Below are 15,564 nucleotides of genomic sequence, written 5' to 3'. Positions count from 1 at the left end.
GCCCGCCCGCCTTGTCCACGCCCCTTCGCCTCGGAACCCGCCGCTCGACCCTGGCCATGGCCCAGTCCGGCATGATGCAGCGCGCCGTGGCCCGCGCGCTCGGCGCAGACGACGACAGCGTCGAGGACGCGGTGATCCTGGTCCCCATCGTGACCACCGGGGACCGCATCCAGGACCGCCGCCTGATGGACGTGGGCGGCAAGGCCCTCTTCACCAAGGAGATCGAGCAGGCCCTGATCGACGGTCGCATCGATCTGGCGGTCCATTCGCTCAAGGACGTGCCCGCCGACATGCCGCCGGGCCTCGTGCTGGCCGCCATTCCCGAGCGCGAGGATCACCGCGACGCCTTCGTCAGCGTCAATCACTCCGGTCTTGAAGACCTGCCCCACGGGGCGCTGGTGGGCACCGCCAGCCTGCGCCGTCAGGCCCAGCTGCTGGCCGCGCGGCCGGACCTGCGCATCGAGATGCTGCGCGGCAATGTGGACACCCGCCTGAACCGTCTCGCCGCCGGGGACTTCGACGCCATCCTGCTGGCGGCCTCGGGCCTGAACCGTCTGGGCCGGGCCGAGGTCATCACCGCCTGTCTGGACGTGGAGCGCTTCGTCCCCGCCCCCGGCCAGGGGGCCCTGGCCATCCAGACCCGGTCCGCGGACGCCCTCGCCCCCTGGGCCGCCGCCCTGAACCATCGCCCCACCGCCGTGGCCGTGACCGCCGAGCGCGGCGCCATGCTGGCGCTGGAGGGTTCCTGCCGCACCGCCGTGGGGGCCTATGCCGTCATCGAGAACGACCGCCTGTCTCTGACCGCCGAGATCCTGAGCCCCGACGGCTCTGCCCGCTGGCGTCATTCGGGGGAAATCGACGCCCCCGACACCGAGACCGCCCACGATCTGGGCGTGCGCATCGGCGAGGCGGTCCACGCCGAGGCCGGCGATCAGGAACTCCCCGCCTGATGGACCGGCCCGCCCACGCGCCCCTGCGCCTGTGGGTCACCCGCGCCCGGCCCGGCGCCGAGGCCACCGCCGAACGCCTGACCGCCATGGGGCATCACCCGCTGGTCTCGCCCCTGCTGGCCGTCCGCCGCCTGAAGCCCCGCCTCGACCTGACCGGGGTCGGCGGCGTCGCCTTCACCAGCCGCAACGGCGTCGCCGCCTTCGCCGCCCTCGACCCCGAACGCGCCTTGCCGGTTTTCACCGTTGGCGACGCCACCGCCGAGTCCGCCCGCGAGGCCGGGTTCCGCCACGTTCGCTCCGCCTCCGGCGACGTGACCGCCCTGGCCGACCTGATCATTGCGCAGCATGGGGGCGGGGCCGTCCTGATCGCGGGCGCCCGCGAGCCCGCCGGCGACCTGCCCGGCGCCCTGACCACCGCCGGGGTGCAGACCCGCGCCGCCGTCCTCTACGCCGCCGTCACCGCCCCCGGCGGGCGCGGCCTGGCCGCGCTGAAAACCGGCAAGCTTGAGGGCGTCCTCATCCACTCCCCCCGCGCCGCCCGCCGCCTGGCCGACCTGACCGAGGGCCTGGTCCCCGCCGCCGGCGCCGTGCCCGCGTTCTGCATCTCCCCGGCCGCCGCGGCGCCCCTCGGCGGCTCGCCCGCCTTCGCCCCCGTGGCCGCGGAGCACCCCGACGAAGCCGCCCTGCTGTCCCTTCTTGGCAAGCCGCGCCCGCCCGTATAAAGAGCCGTCCTCGCGCGCGGCCATCCGCCCCGCGCACCGGGCCGCCTTAGCTCAGCCGGTAGAGCATCGCATTCGTAATGCGAGGGTCGCGTGTTCGAGTCACGCAGGCGGCACCACCACTTCCCCGTTTACCGCCGTCAGCGACCGCCCGCTCTCAGCCAGGCGTCGCGTGCGGCGGCGAAGCGCTGGGGGACCAGGCCGTCGACGCGAGACGTTCCGGTGATCCTGAGGCCGGCCTCGTGGCCCTTCTTCCAGGCGACGCGGCCTTCGCGGGCGACGCCCTCGGCGATGGTCACTACCATCACGACCTCGGGCAGCTGCACGTCGCGCTGCAGCCGCAGGCGCAGGCCGCCGCGGGATTCGTCCACGACGGCGCAGCCCAGTTCGAGACCGGGCGCCACCACCAGGCCGCGCACATTGGTCAGGCGCCGAGGCTCTGACCGGCGGTCGTCCTTCTTGCGAAACAGCATGATGTCCTAACGCTCCGGTCCGCCGTTGGTGTCCACGTCCACGACCCGCCGGTCCCGGTCCAGGCGAACCACCGTGTCCGCCCGCACGCCGCCCGCCAGCATGTGGCGGGTGATGCGCTCGAAATGGGCGACGAAGCGGGCCAGCCGCGCCCGCTCATCCTTGCCGAGCGCCGGGGGGTCACTCCCCCGCAGCCCGGCTTCCTGTTCGCAGCGCCAGTCCAGTATGACACCGAAGCCCGGCGCCTTCAGAAAAAGGATCCCGTCGAAGCCGGTGGTCAGCGCGGCCTGGCCATCGGCCAGCCGGGCGTTGGCCGAACGCCGCCAGACGCCGTCGGCGTCCTCGCTCCGCTCCAGGGCGTTGACCGGCGCGGCGAGGGCGTCGGCGTTCTGCGGGATCGCGCCGATGAGCCAGCCGTCCACCAGAACGGCGCGCGGCCGCCCCTTGAAGCCGGGCCACTGCGACGGGGGCTTCCGGTCATCGGCCAGTTTGTCGAAGGCGGGCAGGGCCGTGGTCTGCTCCGGTCCGGCGGCGCCCAGGGCCGCGACCGTCGCGCTCAACAACGCCAGATCATGGGTCCCCGGCGGGCCGCGCGTGGCGAACAGGGGGTGGACCTCGCGCGCCATCTGTTCCCGCTCCGCCCGCGTCAGATAGACATCGTCCAGTGACAGGTGGGCGCAGCCCAAGGCCTGCGCCGCCGCCCGCGCCAGGGTGGTCTTGCCCGACCCCTGCGCGCCCGAGATCCCGATCAGCGGCACGTGGCCCGGCCGTTCGGCGGCCTCGATCAACCGCTCCACCGCCGTGATCAGGCGGGGATCGGTCATGGTCAGTGCTGGTTTTCCGGCAGGCGCACGATCAGGCCGTCCAGGTCGTCGCTGACCCGGATCTGGCACGATAGCCGCGAGTTGGGCTCCACCGCCTCGGCGAAGTCCAGCATGGACTCCTCCATGGCTGACGGCCGCCCCGTCTCCGCCTGCCACTCCGCGTCCACATAGACGTGGCAGGTGGCGCAGGCGCAGGCGCCGCCGCAGTCTGCGTCGATGCCCGGCACATTGTTGCGGATCGCGCCCTCCATGACGGACAGCCCGTTTTTCACGTCGACGACGTGCTCGGTCCCGTCATGCTCGATGTAGGTGATCTTGGCCATCAGCCCTCAAGTAGCGAAGCGATAGGGCGAAGGAAACAAGCCCTCAAGTCGCGAAGCAATACGGCGCATGAACCATCAGGCCGAAGCCTTCGCCTTGTTCCGCTCCCGGGACACCATCAGCTTCTTGGTCTCGGCGATGGCCTTGGCCGGGTTCAGGCCCTTGGGGCACACCTGGGTGCAGTTCATGATGGTGTGGCAGCGGTAGAGCTTGAAGGGGTCCTCAAGGTCGTCCAGCCGCTTCTGGGTGGCGTCGTCGCGGCTGTCGGCGATCCAGCGGTAGGACTGCAGCAGCGCCGCCGGGCCCAGGTAGTCCTTCTGGTTCCACCAGTAGCTGGGGCAAGAGGTGGAGCAGCAGGCGCACAGGATGCACTCGTACAGCCCGTCCAGCTTCTCCCGGTCCTCCGGCGACTGAAGGCGCTCGGTGGTCGGGTCCGGTTCGTCGGACTGCAGATAGGGCTGGATCGAGTCGTATTGGGCGTAGAACAGGCTCAGGTCCGTCACCAGATCCTTGACCACCGGCTGGTGGGGCAGGGGCGCGATGGTGATGGTGGAGGACGAGCACTCCTCCCAGCCCTTGGTGCAGGACAGGGTGTTGCGCCCGTCGATGGTCATGGAGCACGACCCGCAGATGCCTTCGCGGCATGAGCGGCGGAACGCCAGGGTCGGGTCGATGGTGTTCTTGATGTGGATCAGGGCGTCCAGCAGCATCGGCCCGTGGTCGTCGGCCGACACCTCGAACACGTCCCAGCGCGGATCGGAGTCCACCTCGGGGTCATACCGGTAGACCTTGTAGGTCTTGACGTTGGTCGCGCCTTCGGGGGCCTTGTGGACCTTGCCTGTGGTAGGCTTGGAACCGCGCGGAAGGGTGAGCTGGACCATGCTTAGTAAACCCTCGCCTTGGGCTTGATGTAGTCGATGTCGCTGGACATCGTGTACTCGTGGACCGGTCGGTAATCGATGGCCACGCCCTGTCCCGGACGCTTCCACGCCAGGGTGTGCTTCATCCATTCCGCGTCGTCGCGGTCGGGATAGTCCTCGCGGGCGTGGGCCCCGCGGCTTTCCTTGCGGTTGGCCGCGCTCTCGATGGTCACCAGCGCCTGATCGATCAGGTTGTCGTATTCCAGGGTCTCGACCAGATCGGTGTTCCAGATCAGGCCGCGATCGGTGGTCTTGATATCCTCGCCCGCCGCGTGGATGGCGCGCAGCTTGGCCACGCCCTCGTCCAGGGTCTTGCCGGTGCGGAACACCGCCGCGTCGGACTGCATGGCCCGCTGCATGTCGTCGCGCAGCTTGGCCGTGGGCGTGCCGCCGGAGGCGTGGCGGAAGCGGTCCAGCCGGGCCAGGTGGGCGTCGGTGGCGCCGGCGGGCGCGGCGGGGACCGGCGCGGCCTTGTCCACCACCTCTCCGGCGCGCAGGCCGGCGGCGCGGCCGAACACCACCAGGTCGGTCAGGCTGTTGGAGCCCAGGCGGTTGGCGCCGTGCACCGAGACGCACGCCGCCTCGCCCACGGCCATCAGGCCGGGCACCACGGTGTCGGCGTTGTCGCCCACCTTGGTCAGCACCTCGCCGTGATAGTTCGTGGGGATGCCGCCCATGTTGTAGTGCACGGTCGGCAGGACCGGGATCGGGGCCTTGGTCACGTCCACGCCCGCGAAGATCTTGGCGCTTTCGGAAATGCCCGGAAGACGCGCGTGCAGGGTCTTGGGATCCAGGTGATCCAGATGCAGGAAGATGTGGTCCTTGTTCGGGCCCACGCCGCGGCCTTCGCGGATCTCGATGGTCATGGAGCGGCTGACCACGTCGCGGCTGGCCAGATCCTTGGCCGAGGGGGCGTAGCGTTCCATGAACCGCTCGCCCTCGGAATTGGTCAGATAGCCGCCCTCGCCGCGTGCGCCCTCGGTGATCAGGCAGCCGGCGCCGTAGATGCCGGTGGGGTGGAACTGCACGAACTCCATGTCCTGCAGCGGCAGGCCGGCGCGCAGCACCATGGCGTTGCCGTCGCCGGTGCAGGTGTGGGCGCTGGTGGCCGAGAAATAGGCACGGCCGTAGCCGCCGGTGGCCAGGATCACCAGCTTGGCCCGGAAACGATGCAGCTGGCCGTTGTCCAGCTGCCAGGCGGTCACGCCGGTGCAGGCGCCGTCCTGCATGATCAGGTCCAGCGCGAAATACTCGACGAAGAACTTCACCTCGCGGCGCACCGACTGGCCGTACAGGGTGTGCAGGATGGCGTGGCCGGTGCGGTCGGCGGCGGCGCAGGTGCGCTGCACCGGGCCCTCGCCGAAATTGCGGGTCATGCCGCCGAAGGCGCGCTGATAGATCTTGCCGTCCTCGGTGCGACTGAAGGGCACGCCCCAGTGCTCCAGCTCGTAGACCGCCTTGGGCGCCTCGCGCACCAGATATTCAATGGCGTCCTGGTCGCCCAGCCAGTCCGACCCCTTCACGGTGTCGTACATGTGCCATTTCCAGTCGTCCTCGCCCATGTTGCCCAGCGAGGCGGAGATGCCGCCCTGGGCGGCCACGGTGTGGGAGCGGGTCGGGAAAACCTTGGTGACGCAGGCGACCTTCAGACCCTGCTGGGCGGCGCCCAGCGCGGCGCGAAGGCCGGAGCCGCCGGCGCCCACGACGACGACGTCGTATTCGTGATCGACGAATTCATAAGCAGCCATGTCGTCCTCAGGCCCCGAAGCCGGCGGGCAGCGGCGCAGACCCCAGCGCCAGCCGCGTGATGAAGAAGATGCTGGTCGCCGCCAGCACCAGGAAGATCAGGTTCGACAGGCCGATCAACAAGGCCTTGTTGCCGGGCCGGTGGATGTAGTCCTCGATGATCACCTTCCACGCCAGGCTGATGTAGCCCAGGAACACCACCGCCGTGACGCCGAGCAGCACGGCGTTGAAGGGGCTGGCGAACCACGCCGTCGCCGTGTCGTAATCGGCGCCGGTCAGGGTGAAGGCGCTGAAGGCCGCCCAGACGCCCAGCGGCATGAGCAGCAGCAGGGCGACCCGCTCCACCACCCACTCACGGGCCCCGTAGCGCTCGGAGATCTTCACGCGGTTCTTGTACTGGGCGTAGCCGCTCACAGCGAAACCTTCCCGGCAGCGAACAGGACGACCCAGAACAGCACCGTCAGGACCACCGGCCCCCACACCGAAAGGTGCGACAGCAGGTTGGCCGGCGCGATCTCCAGCGCTGCGCCGGTGTCCTGCACCAGGTGGCGACCGCCGTTCAGGATGAAGGAGAACATCACCAGGGTCAGGCCAAAGCCGATCAGCAGCCCCAGGGGCGATCCCATGAAGGCCATCACCCCGGCATGGGCCTCGGGCCCGAAGGCCAGGGCCCCAAGCCAGCCGATGACCAGGATCGCGCCGACGCTGGCGGCGCCGATGGTCATGCGGAACAGGATCGAGGCCAGCATGGTGATATGCCAGCGCCAGATCTGGAGGTGAGGGGACAAGGGCCGGATGCGGCCGTTGGGCTGGCGCACGAAACGGCCGGTCTGGTCGTCGTCGGCGTCTGAGGCGGTCGACATGCGAATCGTTCTCAAACCATTGAAAAATCAGCGATGATGCAGTGCGGAAAGCTTTACGAACCTGCGCAGGGGGGTGTCAACGCGGCAGGCTTCACGGTTCGCTCAACAGCCCGGATTCCCTTGCTGGCAGGCCCGGTCTTGCGCTGCGGCCTCCTGTCGCTACCCTTTCCCCATGATCTGGATCGCCATGACCCTCGCCATGACCGCCGCACAGGACGGCCCGGTCGCCTATGAGGCGGCTTCGCCCACCTCGCTGGAGCTGTACTCCGGCCCGCCGGTGCGGCCTTACGAGCCGTCGTGGGACACCCCGGGCGCCGAGGGCGACGCCTATATGATCACCCGCCGCGCGCTGGAGGCGCCGGCCCTGCTGGAATCCTATGACGGGACCTACGAGACCACCCCCACCGACGCCGAGGTGGTCTATCAGCAGGGGGTCACGTCCGCCGCCCTCCGGGCCAATTCCATCATGGGGCCGCTGGACGGCCGCTGGCGCGTCACGGCTCCGGACGGCGCCCCGGTGCTTGAGCTTCTGATGATGGACCGGGGCGACGGCGCCCTGGTGGAAGGGGCCTGGCGCGAGCCCACGGCCCCGGACGCCGCCCTGACCAGCCGCCGCCTGGGCGCCCTGTCGCTGGTGGTGCGGTCGGGCGAGACCCTGACCATCGAGGTGGACGACCCCGACGGCCCGGGCCGTCTCAGCCTCGAGCGGGACGGCGCCCACTGGCGCGGGACGCTGCAGCGCAAAGGGGCGACCACCCCCGTGGTCATGGCGCCGCTGGGCTGAACGCCGAGGCGACTTCCCTGTTTTCGCCCCCTCCCTCCCGGCGCCGTAAACTGCACGGTGAAGACAGACCCGAGGGCCGATTTCAGACTATTCAGACTATTTGGACCCTGTTTTTTTCCGCGCCCCGCGTCTGAAACCGCGCCGCCCGGATGCTATGGACGCCCATGATCGACATCCACGGACCCTGCCCTGACCGCTTTTCCGGCGTGAAAGACGCCTTCGCCGCCAATTTCACCGACGCCCCCGAGGGGCTCGACGAACTGGCCGCGCGCTTTTCCGTCTGCATCGGCGGCGAGACGGTCGTGGATCTGTGGGCCGGTCATGCGGACGCCGCAAAGACCACGCCCTTCACCGACCGGTCGCTGGTCCCGGTCTTCTCCACCGGCAAGGTGGTCATGAGCCTGATGATCGCCACCCTGGTGGAGCGGGGCCTGGCCGCCTACGATGCGCCGGTGGCCGAGGTCTGGCCCGCCTTCGGCCAGGCGGGCAAGAACCGGATCACCCTGGGCCAGATGATGAGCCATCAGGCGGGTCTGGCCGGCTTTGACGAGACTGTCGATCCGACCGTCTGGTTCGACCCCGAGGCGGTGCTGGAGCGGCTGGCCGCCCAGGCCCCCCTGTGGGCGCCCGGAACCGCGTCCGGCTATCACCCCATCACCATCGGCTATCTGGCGGGCGAGGTGTTTCGCCGGCTGGACGGGCGGAGCATGGGCACGGCCCTGCGCCAGGATTTCGCCGAGCTTTTCGATCTGGACCTGTGGATCGGCCTGCCCGAGGACCAGCACGATCGGGTGGCCCAGCTGCGCAAGCCCTCGGCCGCGCCGGACCTGGGGACCATCGACGCGGTCAAGAAATCTGCATTTCTCGACCGCGGCTCCGCCCCCGGCGGACGCGGCTCCGCCGAGTGGCGCAAGATGGAGATCCCGTCCGCCAACATGCACGCCCGCGCCGACGCCCTGGCCCGCATCATGGGGGTGCTGGCCAACGGCGGCACGCTGGACGGCAAGGTCATCCTGTCGCCGGAGACCCTGGCGGAGGCCACCCGCGAGCGCATCCACGGCCCGGACCGCGTCCTGCCCTTCACCATCCCCTGGGCGGCGGGCTGGATGCGCAACGAGGGCCTGGACATCTTCGGCCCGAATCCCGAGACCCTGGGCCACTGCGGCTGGGGCGGCTCCTGCGCCATGGCGGACCCGAACACGAACGTTTCAGCCGCCTACGTCATGACCCGCCAGTCGCCGCACCTGATCGGCGACCCGCGCGCCCTGCGCCTGTTCGAAGCGCTCTACGCAGCGATCTAGGCGGGTCCGGCCGCGTCCTTCAGGGCCCGGCGCGCGGCTCGCGCCCGGTGCATGGCCGCGGCCAGGAACACCGCCGCCCCGCCCCAGATGAAGGCGAAGCTGACCAGCCGGGTCAGGTTGAACGGCTCGCCCTGGGACACCCCGATGACGAAGCTGAGGGTCGGGGCGATGAACTGGATGAAGCCGATGGTCGACAGGGGCATCCGCCGCGCGGCCCAGGAAAACAGCACCAGCGGCGCCACCGTCATCGGTCCGGCCAGGAACAGCCAGAAGGCGGCGGCCGGGCTGTCGGTGAAGTGGCCCAGCCCCTGATGGTGCAGCCAGATCAGCCAGGCGAGGCCGAACGGCGCCATGATCAGGCATTCCACCAGCAGGCCTGTCTGGGCGTCCGCCTGCACCCGTTTGCGGATGACTCCGTAGGCGGCGAACGACACGGCCAGGGCCAGCGACACATAGGGCAGGCCGCCGATGGCCACACCCTGCAGCACCACCCCCATGGCCGCCAAGGCGATGGCCACATAACCCAGCCGGCTGATCCGCTCCCGGAACAGCCAGGCCCCCAGCGCCATGTTGAACAGGGGGTTGAGGTAATAGCCCAGGCTGGTCTCCAGCGTCCGCCCGCTGTTCACGGCCCAGACGAAGATGAACCAGTTGACGGCGATCAGGGCGGTGGAGAGGGTCAGCCACATCAGGGTGCGCGGATTGCGCAGCACCCGCCGCACCTGATCCGACTGTCCCGCCAGCCACACCAGCCCCGCCGCGAGCAGCACGCCCCACACGGCCCGGTGGCCCATGATCTCGCCGGCGTCCGCGCCGATGCGGCCCATGGGCTGATAGACGAGGGGCGACAGGCCCCACAGGACGTAACAGGCGACCCCGGCGATCAGGGCCGCGCGGGCGGAGTCGCCCCCGCCCGCCGGTTGGCCGGTCATGGCGAGGTCCTTATCCCACGGTCAGGGTGCGGTATCCGCTGGCGGTCTTCAGCATGCCCTGCTCGTCCAGAAGCTGGGCGATCTGCACGGCGTTCAGGGCCGCGCCCTTGCGCAGGTTGTCCGACACCACCCACAGGTTCAGGCCGTGCTCCACGGTCGGGTCCTTGCGGATGCGCGAGACGAACACCGCGTGCTCCCCGGCGGCGTCCACCGGGGTGATGTAGCCGTCGTCCTCATGCTTATCGATCACCATGATCCCGGGCGCGTCGCGCAGGATGGCCCGGGCCTCCTCCACCGCGATGGGGCGCTCGAACTCCAGCGTTACGGCCTCGGAGTGGCCCACGAACACCGGCACCCGCACGCAGGTGACGGTCAGCTTGATGTCGGGGTCCAGCATCTTGTGGGTCTCGTCCCACATCTTGGCTTCCTCGTCGGTGTAGCCGTCGTCGCGGAACTCGCCGATGAAGGGCAGGACGTTGAAGGCGATCTGCTTGGGGAACTTCTTCGGCGTGGCGTCGCCCAGGCCATAGATGGCCTTGGTCTGGTTCCACAGCTCGTCCATGCCTTCCTTGCCCGCGCCGGACACGGACTGATAGGTCGACACCACCGCGCGCTTGATCTTCGCCGCGTCATGCAGGGGCTTCAGCGCCACCACCAGCTGGGCGGTGGAGCAGTTGGGGTTGGCGACGATGTTCTTCTTCTTCGCCAGCTTGATGTGATCCGGGTTCACCTCGGGCACGATCAGCGGCACGTCGGGGTCCTTGCGGAAGGCCGAGGAGTTGTCGATCACGATGGGGCCGGCCTTGCCGATCTTCTCGGACCATTCCCGCGACACCGCGCCGCCCGCCGACATCAGCACCAGGTCCACTGTCGAGAAGTCGAACTGCTCGATGTCCTGGCAGCGGATGGTCTTCTCGCCGAACGAAACCTCGTTCCCCTTGGACTTGCGCGAAGCCAAGGCGTGCATCTCATCCACCGGGAAGTTCAGCTCTTCCAGGATGGCCAGCATTTCCCGGCCCACATTGCCGGTGGCGCCAACGATGGCGACGCGATAGCCCATGATCTCGATCCTGTTCCGAAAGGGGGAGGTTTGCGCGCGGACGCGCATGCCCATTGCATTTAGTCCTTCGCACCCGCGAAGCAATCGCTTTGCAGCCCCGTTTCGAGCCTTTATGCGCATTTCCATGCCCTCCCTGACCCGCGCCGCCTATGACCGCCGCCTTCAATCCGGCGCCCTGACCGCCGACCCCGCCCAGGAAACCGCCATCGCGGCCCTCAGCCGGCTGGAGCGCGATCTGGCCAGGGGCGGGCGGCTGTTTCGCAAGCCGCCGCGGGTCAAGGGGCTGTACCTCTGGGGGCCGCCGGGCCGGGGCAAGTCCATGCTGATGGACCTGTTCTACGCCGAGGCGCCTGAGCCGAGGAAAACCCGCGCCCACTTCCATGCCTTCATGGCCCGGGTCCACGACCTGATCCGCCAGTGGCGCGAAGGCGACGCGGCCCAGCGCAAGGTCGTATTCGGCCAGTCCAAGGGCGACGACCCCATCGCCCCCACCGCCGAGCTGATCGCCTCGGAGGCGCGCCTGCTGTGCTTCGACGAACTGCAGGTCACAGACATCGCCGACGCCATGATCCTCGGCCGTCTGTTCGAGGCCCTGTTCGAGCACCAGGTGGTGCTGGCCGTCACCTCCAACCGCGCGCCGGACTCCCTCTACGCCAACGGCATCAACCGCCCGCTGTTCGAGCCCTTCATCGACATGATCCAGGACCGCTGCGAGGTCGTGCAGATGGCGGGCGGGCGCGACTGGCGCCTGGCCCGCATGGCCAATTCGCGACTGTGGTATTCGGGGGTGGACATGGGACGCTCCCAGGCCTTCGAGCACCTGTGGGAAGACCTCAAGGGCGATGAGCCTGAAGAACCCGCCCATCTGGCGGTTGCGGGCCGCGACGTGGTGATCGAGCGCACGGCGGGCGGCCTGGCGCGGGCCACTTTCGCCGAACTGTGCGCCCGCCCGCTGGGCGCTTCGGACTATCTGGCCATGGCCGAGCGGTTCCACACCCTGTTCCTGGAGGGCGTGCCGGTGCTGGGCCCCGACAGAGAGCAGGAGGCCCGCCGTCTGGTCACCCTGATCGACGCCCTCTACGAGGCCCGCACCCGGCTGGTGGTGCTGGCCGAAGCGGCGCCGGGAGCCCTCTATCCCAAGGGCGTCGGGGCCTTCGAGTTCGAACGCACCGTCTCGCGCCTGAACCAGATGTCTTCCGCCGACTGGCTGGAGCAGGCTGACGCGGCCTGACGGCCCCTTTTCCCCGATGCGGCCTCGGGGCTAGAATGGGGAAAGCATCGGGAGGGTTTCATGCACATGTTCCGTCTGGCCGCCGTCGTGGCCGCCCTGTCTCTGTCCGCCGGAGCCGCTTCGGCCCAGGTGACGCCCCAGGCCGTGTCCGACTGGCTCTCCGGCCGGGCGCTGACGCCGGAACTGGTCACCGAAGGTGAGGAAAGCTTCATCCGCGTCCAGGACGAAGGTTTGACCTGGCTTCTGTTCTTCTACGGCTGTGAGGCCCAGGGTTGCGACAGCCTGCAGTTCGGCGCCGGCTTCACCAATGACAGCATCACCCAGGACATGGTCAACGCCTGGAACCGCGATCGACGCTTCCTCAAGGCCTACTTCGAGGCTGGCGAAGAGGGGTCGGCCATCGTCCAGTATGACATGATCCCCACAGCGGGCGCGCCCATGGATCACCTGTCAGACCATGTCGACCTGTGGCGCGGAACCCTCGCGGACTTCGCCGTCCACGTCGGCTACCTCCAGGCGGCCGCGGAGGCGGAATAGAAAAAGGGCGGAGCCGAGGCTCCGCCCTTTCGCATTTCAGACGCCCTGAAGAGGGCTCAGGCCAGCGAGCCGTCGATGTCTTGGCAGGCCTTGATCAGGCCCTTCACCGAGTCCACCGAGGTCTTGAACATGGCCTTTTCGTCGTCGTTGGTGTCGAACTGGATGATCTTCTCCACCCCGTTCGCGCCGATCAGGGCGGGCACGCCCACGTACATGTCCGACACGCCGTACTCTCCCGACAGCCAGGCGGCGATCGGCAGGACGCGCTTCTGGTCCTTCAGATAGGACCGGGCCATGGCGATGGCGCTCTCGGCCGGGGCGTAGAAGGCCGAGCCGGTCTTCAGCAGGGCCACGATCTCGCCGCCGCCCTTGCGGGTGCGCTCGACGATGGCGTCCAGCTCGGCCTGGGTCATGAAGCCCTGCTTGACCGCGTCCGGCAGGGGCAGGCCGCCGATGGTGGAGTGGCGCACCATGGGCACCATGTCGTCGCCGTGGCCGCCCAGGGTCCAGGCGTTGATGTCCTTGATGGACACGCCGGTCTTCTCGGCCAGGAACCAGGCGAAGCGCGCCGAATCCAGCACGCCGGCCATGCCAACCACCTTCTCCTTGGGCAGACCCGAGAACTTCTGCAGGGCCCAGACCATCGCGTCGAGGGGGTTGGTGATGCAGATGACGAAGGCGTTCGGCGCGTGGGCCTTGATGCCCTCGCCCACGGCCTTCATGACCTTGAGGTTGATCCCGATCAGGTCGTCGCGGCTCATGCCCGGCTTGCGCGGCACGCCGGCGGTGACGATGCACACGTCGGCGCCGGCGATGTCGGCATAGTCGTTGGCGCCCTTCAGGGTCACGTCCGAGCCGAACACGGCGGTGGCCTCAACGATGTCCAGCGCCTTGCCCTGCGGCGTGCCCTCGGCGATGTCGAACAGGATCACGTCGCCCAGCTCTTCGCGGGCGGCGATGTGAGCCAGGGTGCCGCCGATCATTCCGGCGCCGATGAGGGCGATCTTGGCGCGAGCCATGGGCGAGTCTCCAGTTGAGTGGCCTGTCGCGCGGTCGCGCGGCTTGAGGCCATGGGATGGTCCTTGAGGCCCGTCGGCGTCTTGCGCGCTTTGAGGCCGGGATGGTGGGAGGTTGAAACCTTGGCGGCGGTCTAGACCCGAGCCGGGCGCGCCGCAAGGGTCAGGCGGCGAAGCGGGCGAAGGCGGCGGCCACCTGTTCATAGGCCGGGCGCTTGAACGGCACGATCAGGTCGCAGACCTCCTCCAGCGCACCCCAGCGCCAGGCCTCGAACTCGATGGGCGGCCAGGCGGTCAGGTCGATCTCGGTCTCGTCGCCCGTGAAGCGCAGGGCGAACCACTTCTGCTTCTGGCCCTTCCAGCCGCGCGCGATCTTCGCGCCGGAGACTTCGGACGGGAAGTCGTAGGTGATCCAGCCCTCGGTGGCGGCCAGCAGGTCCGCGGACCGGACCCCGGTCTCCTCCAGCAATTCCCGCCGGGCCGCCGCTTCCCAGTCGCCCCGCTCGGCTTCATCGCGATCGACGCCGCCTTGCGGAAACTGCCAGCACCAGGGTTCCGGGGTCTTGGCCCTGCGGCCGAGCCAGACCCGGCCGTCCGGATGGAACAGCACCACGCCCACATTGGGCCGGTACAGGGACAGGTCGACCACTAGCGGCCCGACCGCCGGGTCATGGCCGAGGCAGGCGCCAGCTGCAGGCCCCGGTCCGACAGGCCGTCGGCCCAACGGGCGGCCGCCTCCACCGTCACGGGATAGGAGAAACCGGCGCCCAGGGCGTCGCCGTTCTCGCGGGCGGCGGCCTCCAGGGCGTTCAACTGGGCCACGATGGCGGCGGGGCTCTGGACCTCGTCAATGATGCGATCGGCGCTGCCGCGGGCGTAGGCGCCGGGACGGCGGCTGGCCGATCCGTCGTCCACAAAGGCCAGGCCCCGGCTTCGCATCACCCCCAGGAAGGCCGACATGGCGCCGTCCGAGGCGACGAAGCGGTCGCCCAGATAGTTGGTCACCCCGAAATAGCCCGTCGCGCGGCCCAGCAGCCAGTCCAGCCTCTGGCGGATGTCATCGGGCCCGGCGTTGGCCAGCAGGGTGTAGGGGCCGGGATCGTTGTCGGGATAGCCCGTCGGCTCCATGGGGATCTCGATCAGGACCTCGTGGCCGTGGGCGCGGGCCAGGTCGATCCAGCCCTGTAGTCCCTCGGCGTAGGGCACGAAGGACAGGGTCACCTCGGCCGGCAGGCGTTCGATGGCGGCGCGGGTGGTGACGGCGTTCAGGCCCAGTCCCCCGACGACGAGGGCCACGCGCGGGCGGCCATTGGGACGGAAGGGCCGGGCGTAGGCCTGGGCCGGGGTGCGGCCGTCGGCGTTGATCACCGGCAGCGGGCCGTTGGGTCCGGGCTGGCTTAGACCCGTGATCGGGGCTGCGGGCAGGGGATCGGCGGGCGGGCGGCGCGGCGCGGTTATGGACGAACCACCGCCGGCGCTGGCCCCGTCGGGAAGAGTGATCAGGGCCTCGCCCGCGATGGGCCCGCCCTCGTCATCGAGTTCGAAGCCGGGCGCGGTCAGGTCCTGGTACAGGCCCAGGGTGTCGAGGGTGAACGCCTCCATGCCGGTGGGCGGCTCGGCGGCCGGCGCGTCGGGGCGGGTCAGGGAGGCGCGGGCCGAAGGGCTTCCCGCAGTCGGATCGCCCAGCACCAGGATGAACAGTCCCGCTGCGCCGATCAGCAGCGTCAGGGCCGCGCCCACGGCCACCACGGGTCGGCGCAGAAAGGCCAGAACCCGCGACAGCCCGGCCGTCGGGCGACGGCGGGGAGCCGTTCCAGCGGTGGCGGCCAGGGCGGAATGACGTTTGGCGAACATGTGCAGGCTTGCGGAACTCGGCTGCCGGACTAACG

The 15,564-nt window shown here is 69.5% G+C and carries 18 protein-coding genes and 1 tRNA gene; 7 read left to right on the top strand and 12 right to left on the bottom strand.

The window, feature by feature from the left end; all coding sequences use genetic code 11:
- The first annotated feature begins 11 nt into the window (after positions 1–11).
- The 3 genes from hemC (at position 12) to IWC96_RS13380 (ending at position 1,788) form a co-directional block, all read left to right on the top strand.
- A complete protein-coding gene (hemC, locus tag IWC96_RS13390; protein ID WP_196839082.1) occupies positions 12–950 on the top strand; it encodes a hydroxymethylbilane synthase in 939 nt (312 codons plus the stop codon).
- Positions 950–1,672, top strand: coding sequence for a uroporphyrinogen-III synthase (locus IWC96_RS13385; protein ID WP_196839081.1), 723 nt, complete (start codon positions 950–952; stop codon positions 1,670–1,672). Before hemC ends, IWC96_RS13385 begins: the two co-directional genes overlap by 1 nt.
- A 40-nt stretch (positions 1,673–1,712) precedes the next feature.
- Positions 1,713–1,788 (top strand) — tRNA-Thr (locus IWC96_RS13380).
- A gap of 21 nt (positions 1,789–1,809) precedes the next feature.
- Here the strand turns inward: IWC96_RS13380 and IWC96_RS13375 are convergent.
- The 7 genes from IWC96_RS13375 to sdhC all read right to left on the bottom strand — a co-directional run bounded on the left by IWC96_RS13375 (position 1,810) and on the right by sdhC (position 6,814).
- Entirely contained in the window at positions 1,810–2,142 is a 333-nt protein-coding gene (locus IWC96_RS13375; RefSeq protein WP_021698350.1) for a PilZ domain-containing protein, read from the bottom strand.
- Positions 2,143–2,148: 6 nt separating this feature from the next.
- A complete protein-coding gene (locus IWC96_RS13370) occupies positions 2,149–2,964 on the bottom strand; it encodes a D-glycerate 3-kinase plant type (RefSeq protein ID WP_021698349.1) in 816 nt (271 codons plus the stop codon).
- Between the two features lie 2 nt (positions 2,965–2,966).
- Positions 2,967–3,287: a 2Fe-2S iron-sulfur cluster-binding protein gene (locus tag IWC96_RS13365; protein ID WP_021698348.1), complete on the bottom strand. Its 321-nt coding sequence runs from the start codon at positions 3,285–3,287 to the stop codon at positions 2,967–2,969.
- A gap of 75 nt (positions 3,288–3,362) precedes the next feature.
- Complete coding sequence (locus IWC96_RS13360) at positions 3,363–4,166, bottom strand: succinate dehydrogenase iron-sulfur subunit (RefSeq protein ID WP_021698347.1); 804 nt, start codon at positions 4,164–4,166, stop codon at positions 3,363–3,365.
- A gap of 2 nt (positions 4,167–4,168) precedes the next feature.
- Positions 4,169–5,953 carry a succinate dehydrogenase flavoprotein subunit gene (gene sdhA, locus IWC96_RS13355; protein WP_021698346.1) on the bottom strand — a complete coding sequence of 595 codons (1,785 nt, stop codon included), beginning with the start codon at positions 5,951–5,953 and terminating at the stop codon, positions 4,169–4,171.
- A gap of 7 nt (positions 5,954–5,960) precedes the next feature.
- On the bottom strand, positions 5,961–6,365 hold the full coding sequence (gene sdhD / locus IWC96_RS13350) for a succinate dehydrogenase, hydrophobic membrane anchor protein (protein WP_021698345.1): 405 nt from the start codon (positions 6,363–6,365) through the stop codon (positions 5,961–5,963).
- The gene (sdhC, locus tag IWC96_RS13345; RefSeq protein ID WP_021698344.1) at positions 6,362–6,814 is read right to left on the bottom strand and encodes a succinate dehydrogenase, cytochrome b556 subunit; all 453 of its coding nucleotides are present in this window, start codon (positions 6,812–6,814) and stop codon (positions 6,362–6,364) included. The genes sdhD and sdhC overlap by 4 nt, the downstream gene beginning before the upstream one ends.
- Positions 6,815–7,001: 187 nt before the next feature.
- Between sdhC and IWC96_RS13340 the strand changes: the two genes are divergently transcribed.
- Together IWC96_RS13340 and IWC96_RS13335 are read left to right on the top strand one after the other, a co-directional pair.
- Positions 7,002–7,598 carry a hypothetical protein gene (locus tag IWC96_RS13340; RefSeq protein WP_196839080.1) on the top strand — a complete coding sequence of 199 codons (597 nt, stop codon included), beginning with the start codon at positions 7,002–7,004 and terminating at the stop codon, positions 7,596–7,598.
- Positions 7,599–7,762: 164 nt separating this feature from the next.
- Positions 7,763–8,899: a serine hydrolase domain-containing protein gene (locus tag IWC96_RS13335; RefSeq protein WP_045319127.1), complete on the top strand. Its 1,137-nt coding sequence runs from the start codon at positions 7,763–7,765 to the stop codon at positions 8,897–8,899.
- On the opposite strand, the gene rarD is transcribed toward IWC96_RS13335, so the two are convergent.
- Both rarD and IWC96_RS13325 read right to left on the bottom strand, forming a co-directional pair.
- Positions 8,896–9,831: an EamA family transporter RarD gene (gene rarD, locus IWC96_RS13330; RefSeq protein WP_196839079.1), complete on the bottom strand. Its 936-nt coding sequence runs from the start codon at positions 9,829–9,831 to the stop codon at positions 8,896–8,898. The two genes, IWC96_RS13335 and rarD, sit on opposite strands and share 4 nt — an antisense overlap.
- Before the next feature lie 10 nt (positions 9,832–9,841).
- Positions 9,842–10,891, bottom strand: coding sequence for an aspartate-semialdehyde dehydrogenase (locus IWC96_RS13325; RefSeq protein ID WP_045319131.1), 1,050 nt, complete (start codon positions 10,889–10,891; stop codon positions 9,842–9,844).
- Positions 10,892–11,015: 124 nt separating this feature from the next.
- Between IWC96_RS13325 and zapE the strand changes: the two genes are divergently transcribed.
- Both zapE and IWC96_RS13315 read left to right on the top strand, forming a co-directional pair.
- Positions 11,016–12,122, top strand: coding sequence for a cell division protein ZapE (gene zapE / locus IWC96_RS13320; RefSeq protein ID WP_196839078.1), 1,107 nt, complete (start codon positions 11,016–11,018; stop codon positions 12,120–12,122).
- A 60-nt stretch (positions 12,123–12,182) separates the two neighbouring features.
- Positions 12,183–12,659, top strand: coding sequence for a YbjN domain-containing protein (locus tag IWC96_RS13315; protein ID WP_021697704.1), 477 nt, complete (start codon positions 12,183–12,185; stop codon positions 12,657–12,659).
- Between the two features lie 56 nt (positions 12,660–12,715).
- Here IWC96_RS13315 and mdh read toward each other — a convergent pair whose 3' ends face one another.
- The 3 genes from mdh to IWC96_RS13300 all read right to left on the bottom strand — a co-directional run bounded on the left by mdh (position 12,716) and on the right by IWC96_RS13300 (position 15,529).
- On the bottom strand, positions 12,716–13,678 hold the full coding sequence (gene mdh / locus IWC96_RS13310) for a malate dehydrogenase (protein ID WP_021697703.1): 963 nt from the start codon (positions 13,676–13,678) through the stop codon (positions 12,716–12,718).
- A 160-nt stretch (positions 13,679–13,838) separates the two neighbouring features.
- Positions 13,839–14,324, bottom strand: a complete 486-nt coding sequence (locus IWC96_RS13305) for an RNA pyrophosphohydrolase (protein ID WP_021697702.1) — start codon at positions 14,322–14,324, stop codon at positions 13,839–13,841.
- Positions 14,324–15,529, bottom strand: coding sequence for a divergent polysaccharide deacetylase family protein (locus tag IWC96_RS13300; protein WP_021697701.1), 1,206 nt, complete (start codon positions 15,527–15,529; stop codon positions 14,324–14,326). The genes IWC96_RS13305 and IWC96_RS13300 overlap by 1 nt, the downstream gene beginning before the upstream one ends.
- Positions 15,530–15,564 lie beyond the last annotated feature (35 nt).

Source organism: Brevundimonas sp. BAL450 (genome assembly GCF_015767455.1).
GTDB classification, from domain to species: domain Bacteria; phylum Pseudomonadota; class Alphaproteobacteria; order Caulobacterales; family Caulobacteraceae; genus Brevundimonas; species Brevundimonas abyssalis.
This window is presented reverse-complemented; position numbering and strand designations above follow the sequence as displayed.

What these genes read in the sequence shown, in the direction of transcription:
- IWC96_RS13385 (WP_196839081.1), top strand. Translation starts at nt 950, where the DNA reads ATGGACCGGCCCGCCCACGCGCCCCTGCGCCTGTGGGTCACCCGCGCC.
- IWC96_RS13375 (WP_021698350.1), bottom strand. Translation starts at nt 2,142, where the DNA reads ATGCTGTTTCGCAAGAAGGACGACCGCCGGTCAGAGCCTCGGCGCCTG.
- IWC96_RS13370 (WP_021698349.1), bottom strand. Translation starts at nt 2,964, where the DNA reads ATGACCGATCCCCGCCTGATCACGGCGGTGGAGCGGTTGATCGAGGCC.
- IWC96_RS13365 (WP_021698348.1), bottom strand. Translation starts at nt 3,287, where the DNA reads ATGGCCAAGATCACCTACATCGAGCATGACGGGACCGAGCACGTCGTC.
- IWC96_RS13360 (WP_021698347.1), bottom strand. Translation starts at nt 4,166, where the DNA reads ATGGTCCAGCTCACCCTTCCGCGCGGTTCCAAGCCTACCACAGGCAAG.
- sdhA (WP_021698346.1), bottom strand. Translation starts at nt 5,953, where the DNA reads ATGGCTGCTTATGAATTCGTCGATCACGAATACGACGTCGTCGTCGTG.
- sdhC (WP_021698344.1), bottom strand. Translation starts at nt 6,814, where the DNA reads ATGTCGACCGCCTCAGACGCCGACGACGACCAGACCGGCCGTTTCGTG.
- IWC96_RS13340 (WP_196839080.1), top strand. Translation starts at nt 7,002, where the DNA reads ATGACCCTCGCCATGACCGCCGCACAGGACGGCCCGGTCGCCTATGAG.
- IWC96_RS13335 (WP_045319127.1), top strand. Translation starts at nt 7,763, where the DNA reads ATGATCGACATCCACGGACCCTGCCCTGACCGCTTTTCCGGCGTGAAA.
- rarD (WP_196839079.1), bottom strand. Translation starts at nt 9,831, where the DNA reads ATGACCGGCCAACCGGCGGGCGGGGGCGACTCCGCCCGCGCGGCCCTG.
- IWC96_RS13325 (WP_045319131.1), bottom strand. Translation starts at nt 10,891, where the DNA reads ATGGGCTATCGCGTCGCCATCGTTGGCGCCACCGGCAATGTGGGCCGG.
- zapE (WP_196839078.1), top strand. Translation starts at nt 11,016, where the DNA reads ATGCCCTCCCTGACCCGCGCCGCCTATGACCGCCGCCTTCAATCCGGC.
- IWC96_RS13315 (WP_021697704.1), top strand. Translation starts at nt 12,183, where the DNA reads ATGCACATGTTCCGTCTGGCCGCCGTCGTGGCCGCCCTGTCTCTGTCC.
- mdh (WP_021697703.1), bottom strand. Translation starts at nt 13,678, where the DNA reads ATGGCTCGCGCCAAGATCGCCCTCATCGGCGCCGGAATGATCGGCGGC.
- IWC96_RS13300 (WP_021697701.1), bottom strand. Translation starts at nt 15,529, where the DNA reads ATGTTCGCCAAACGTCATTCCGCCCTGGCCGCCACCGCTGGAACGGCT.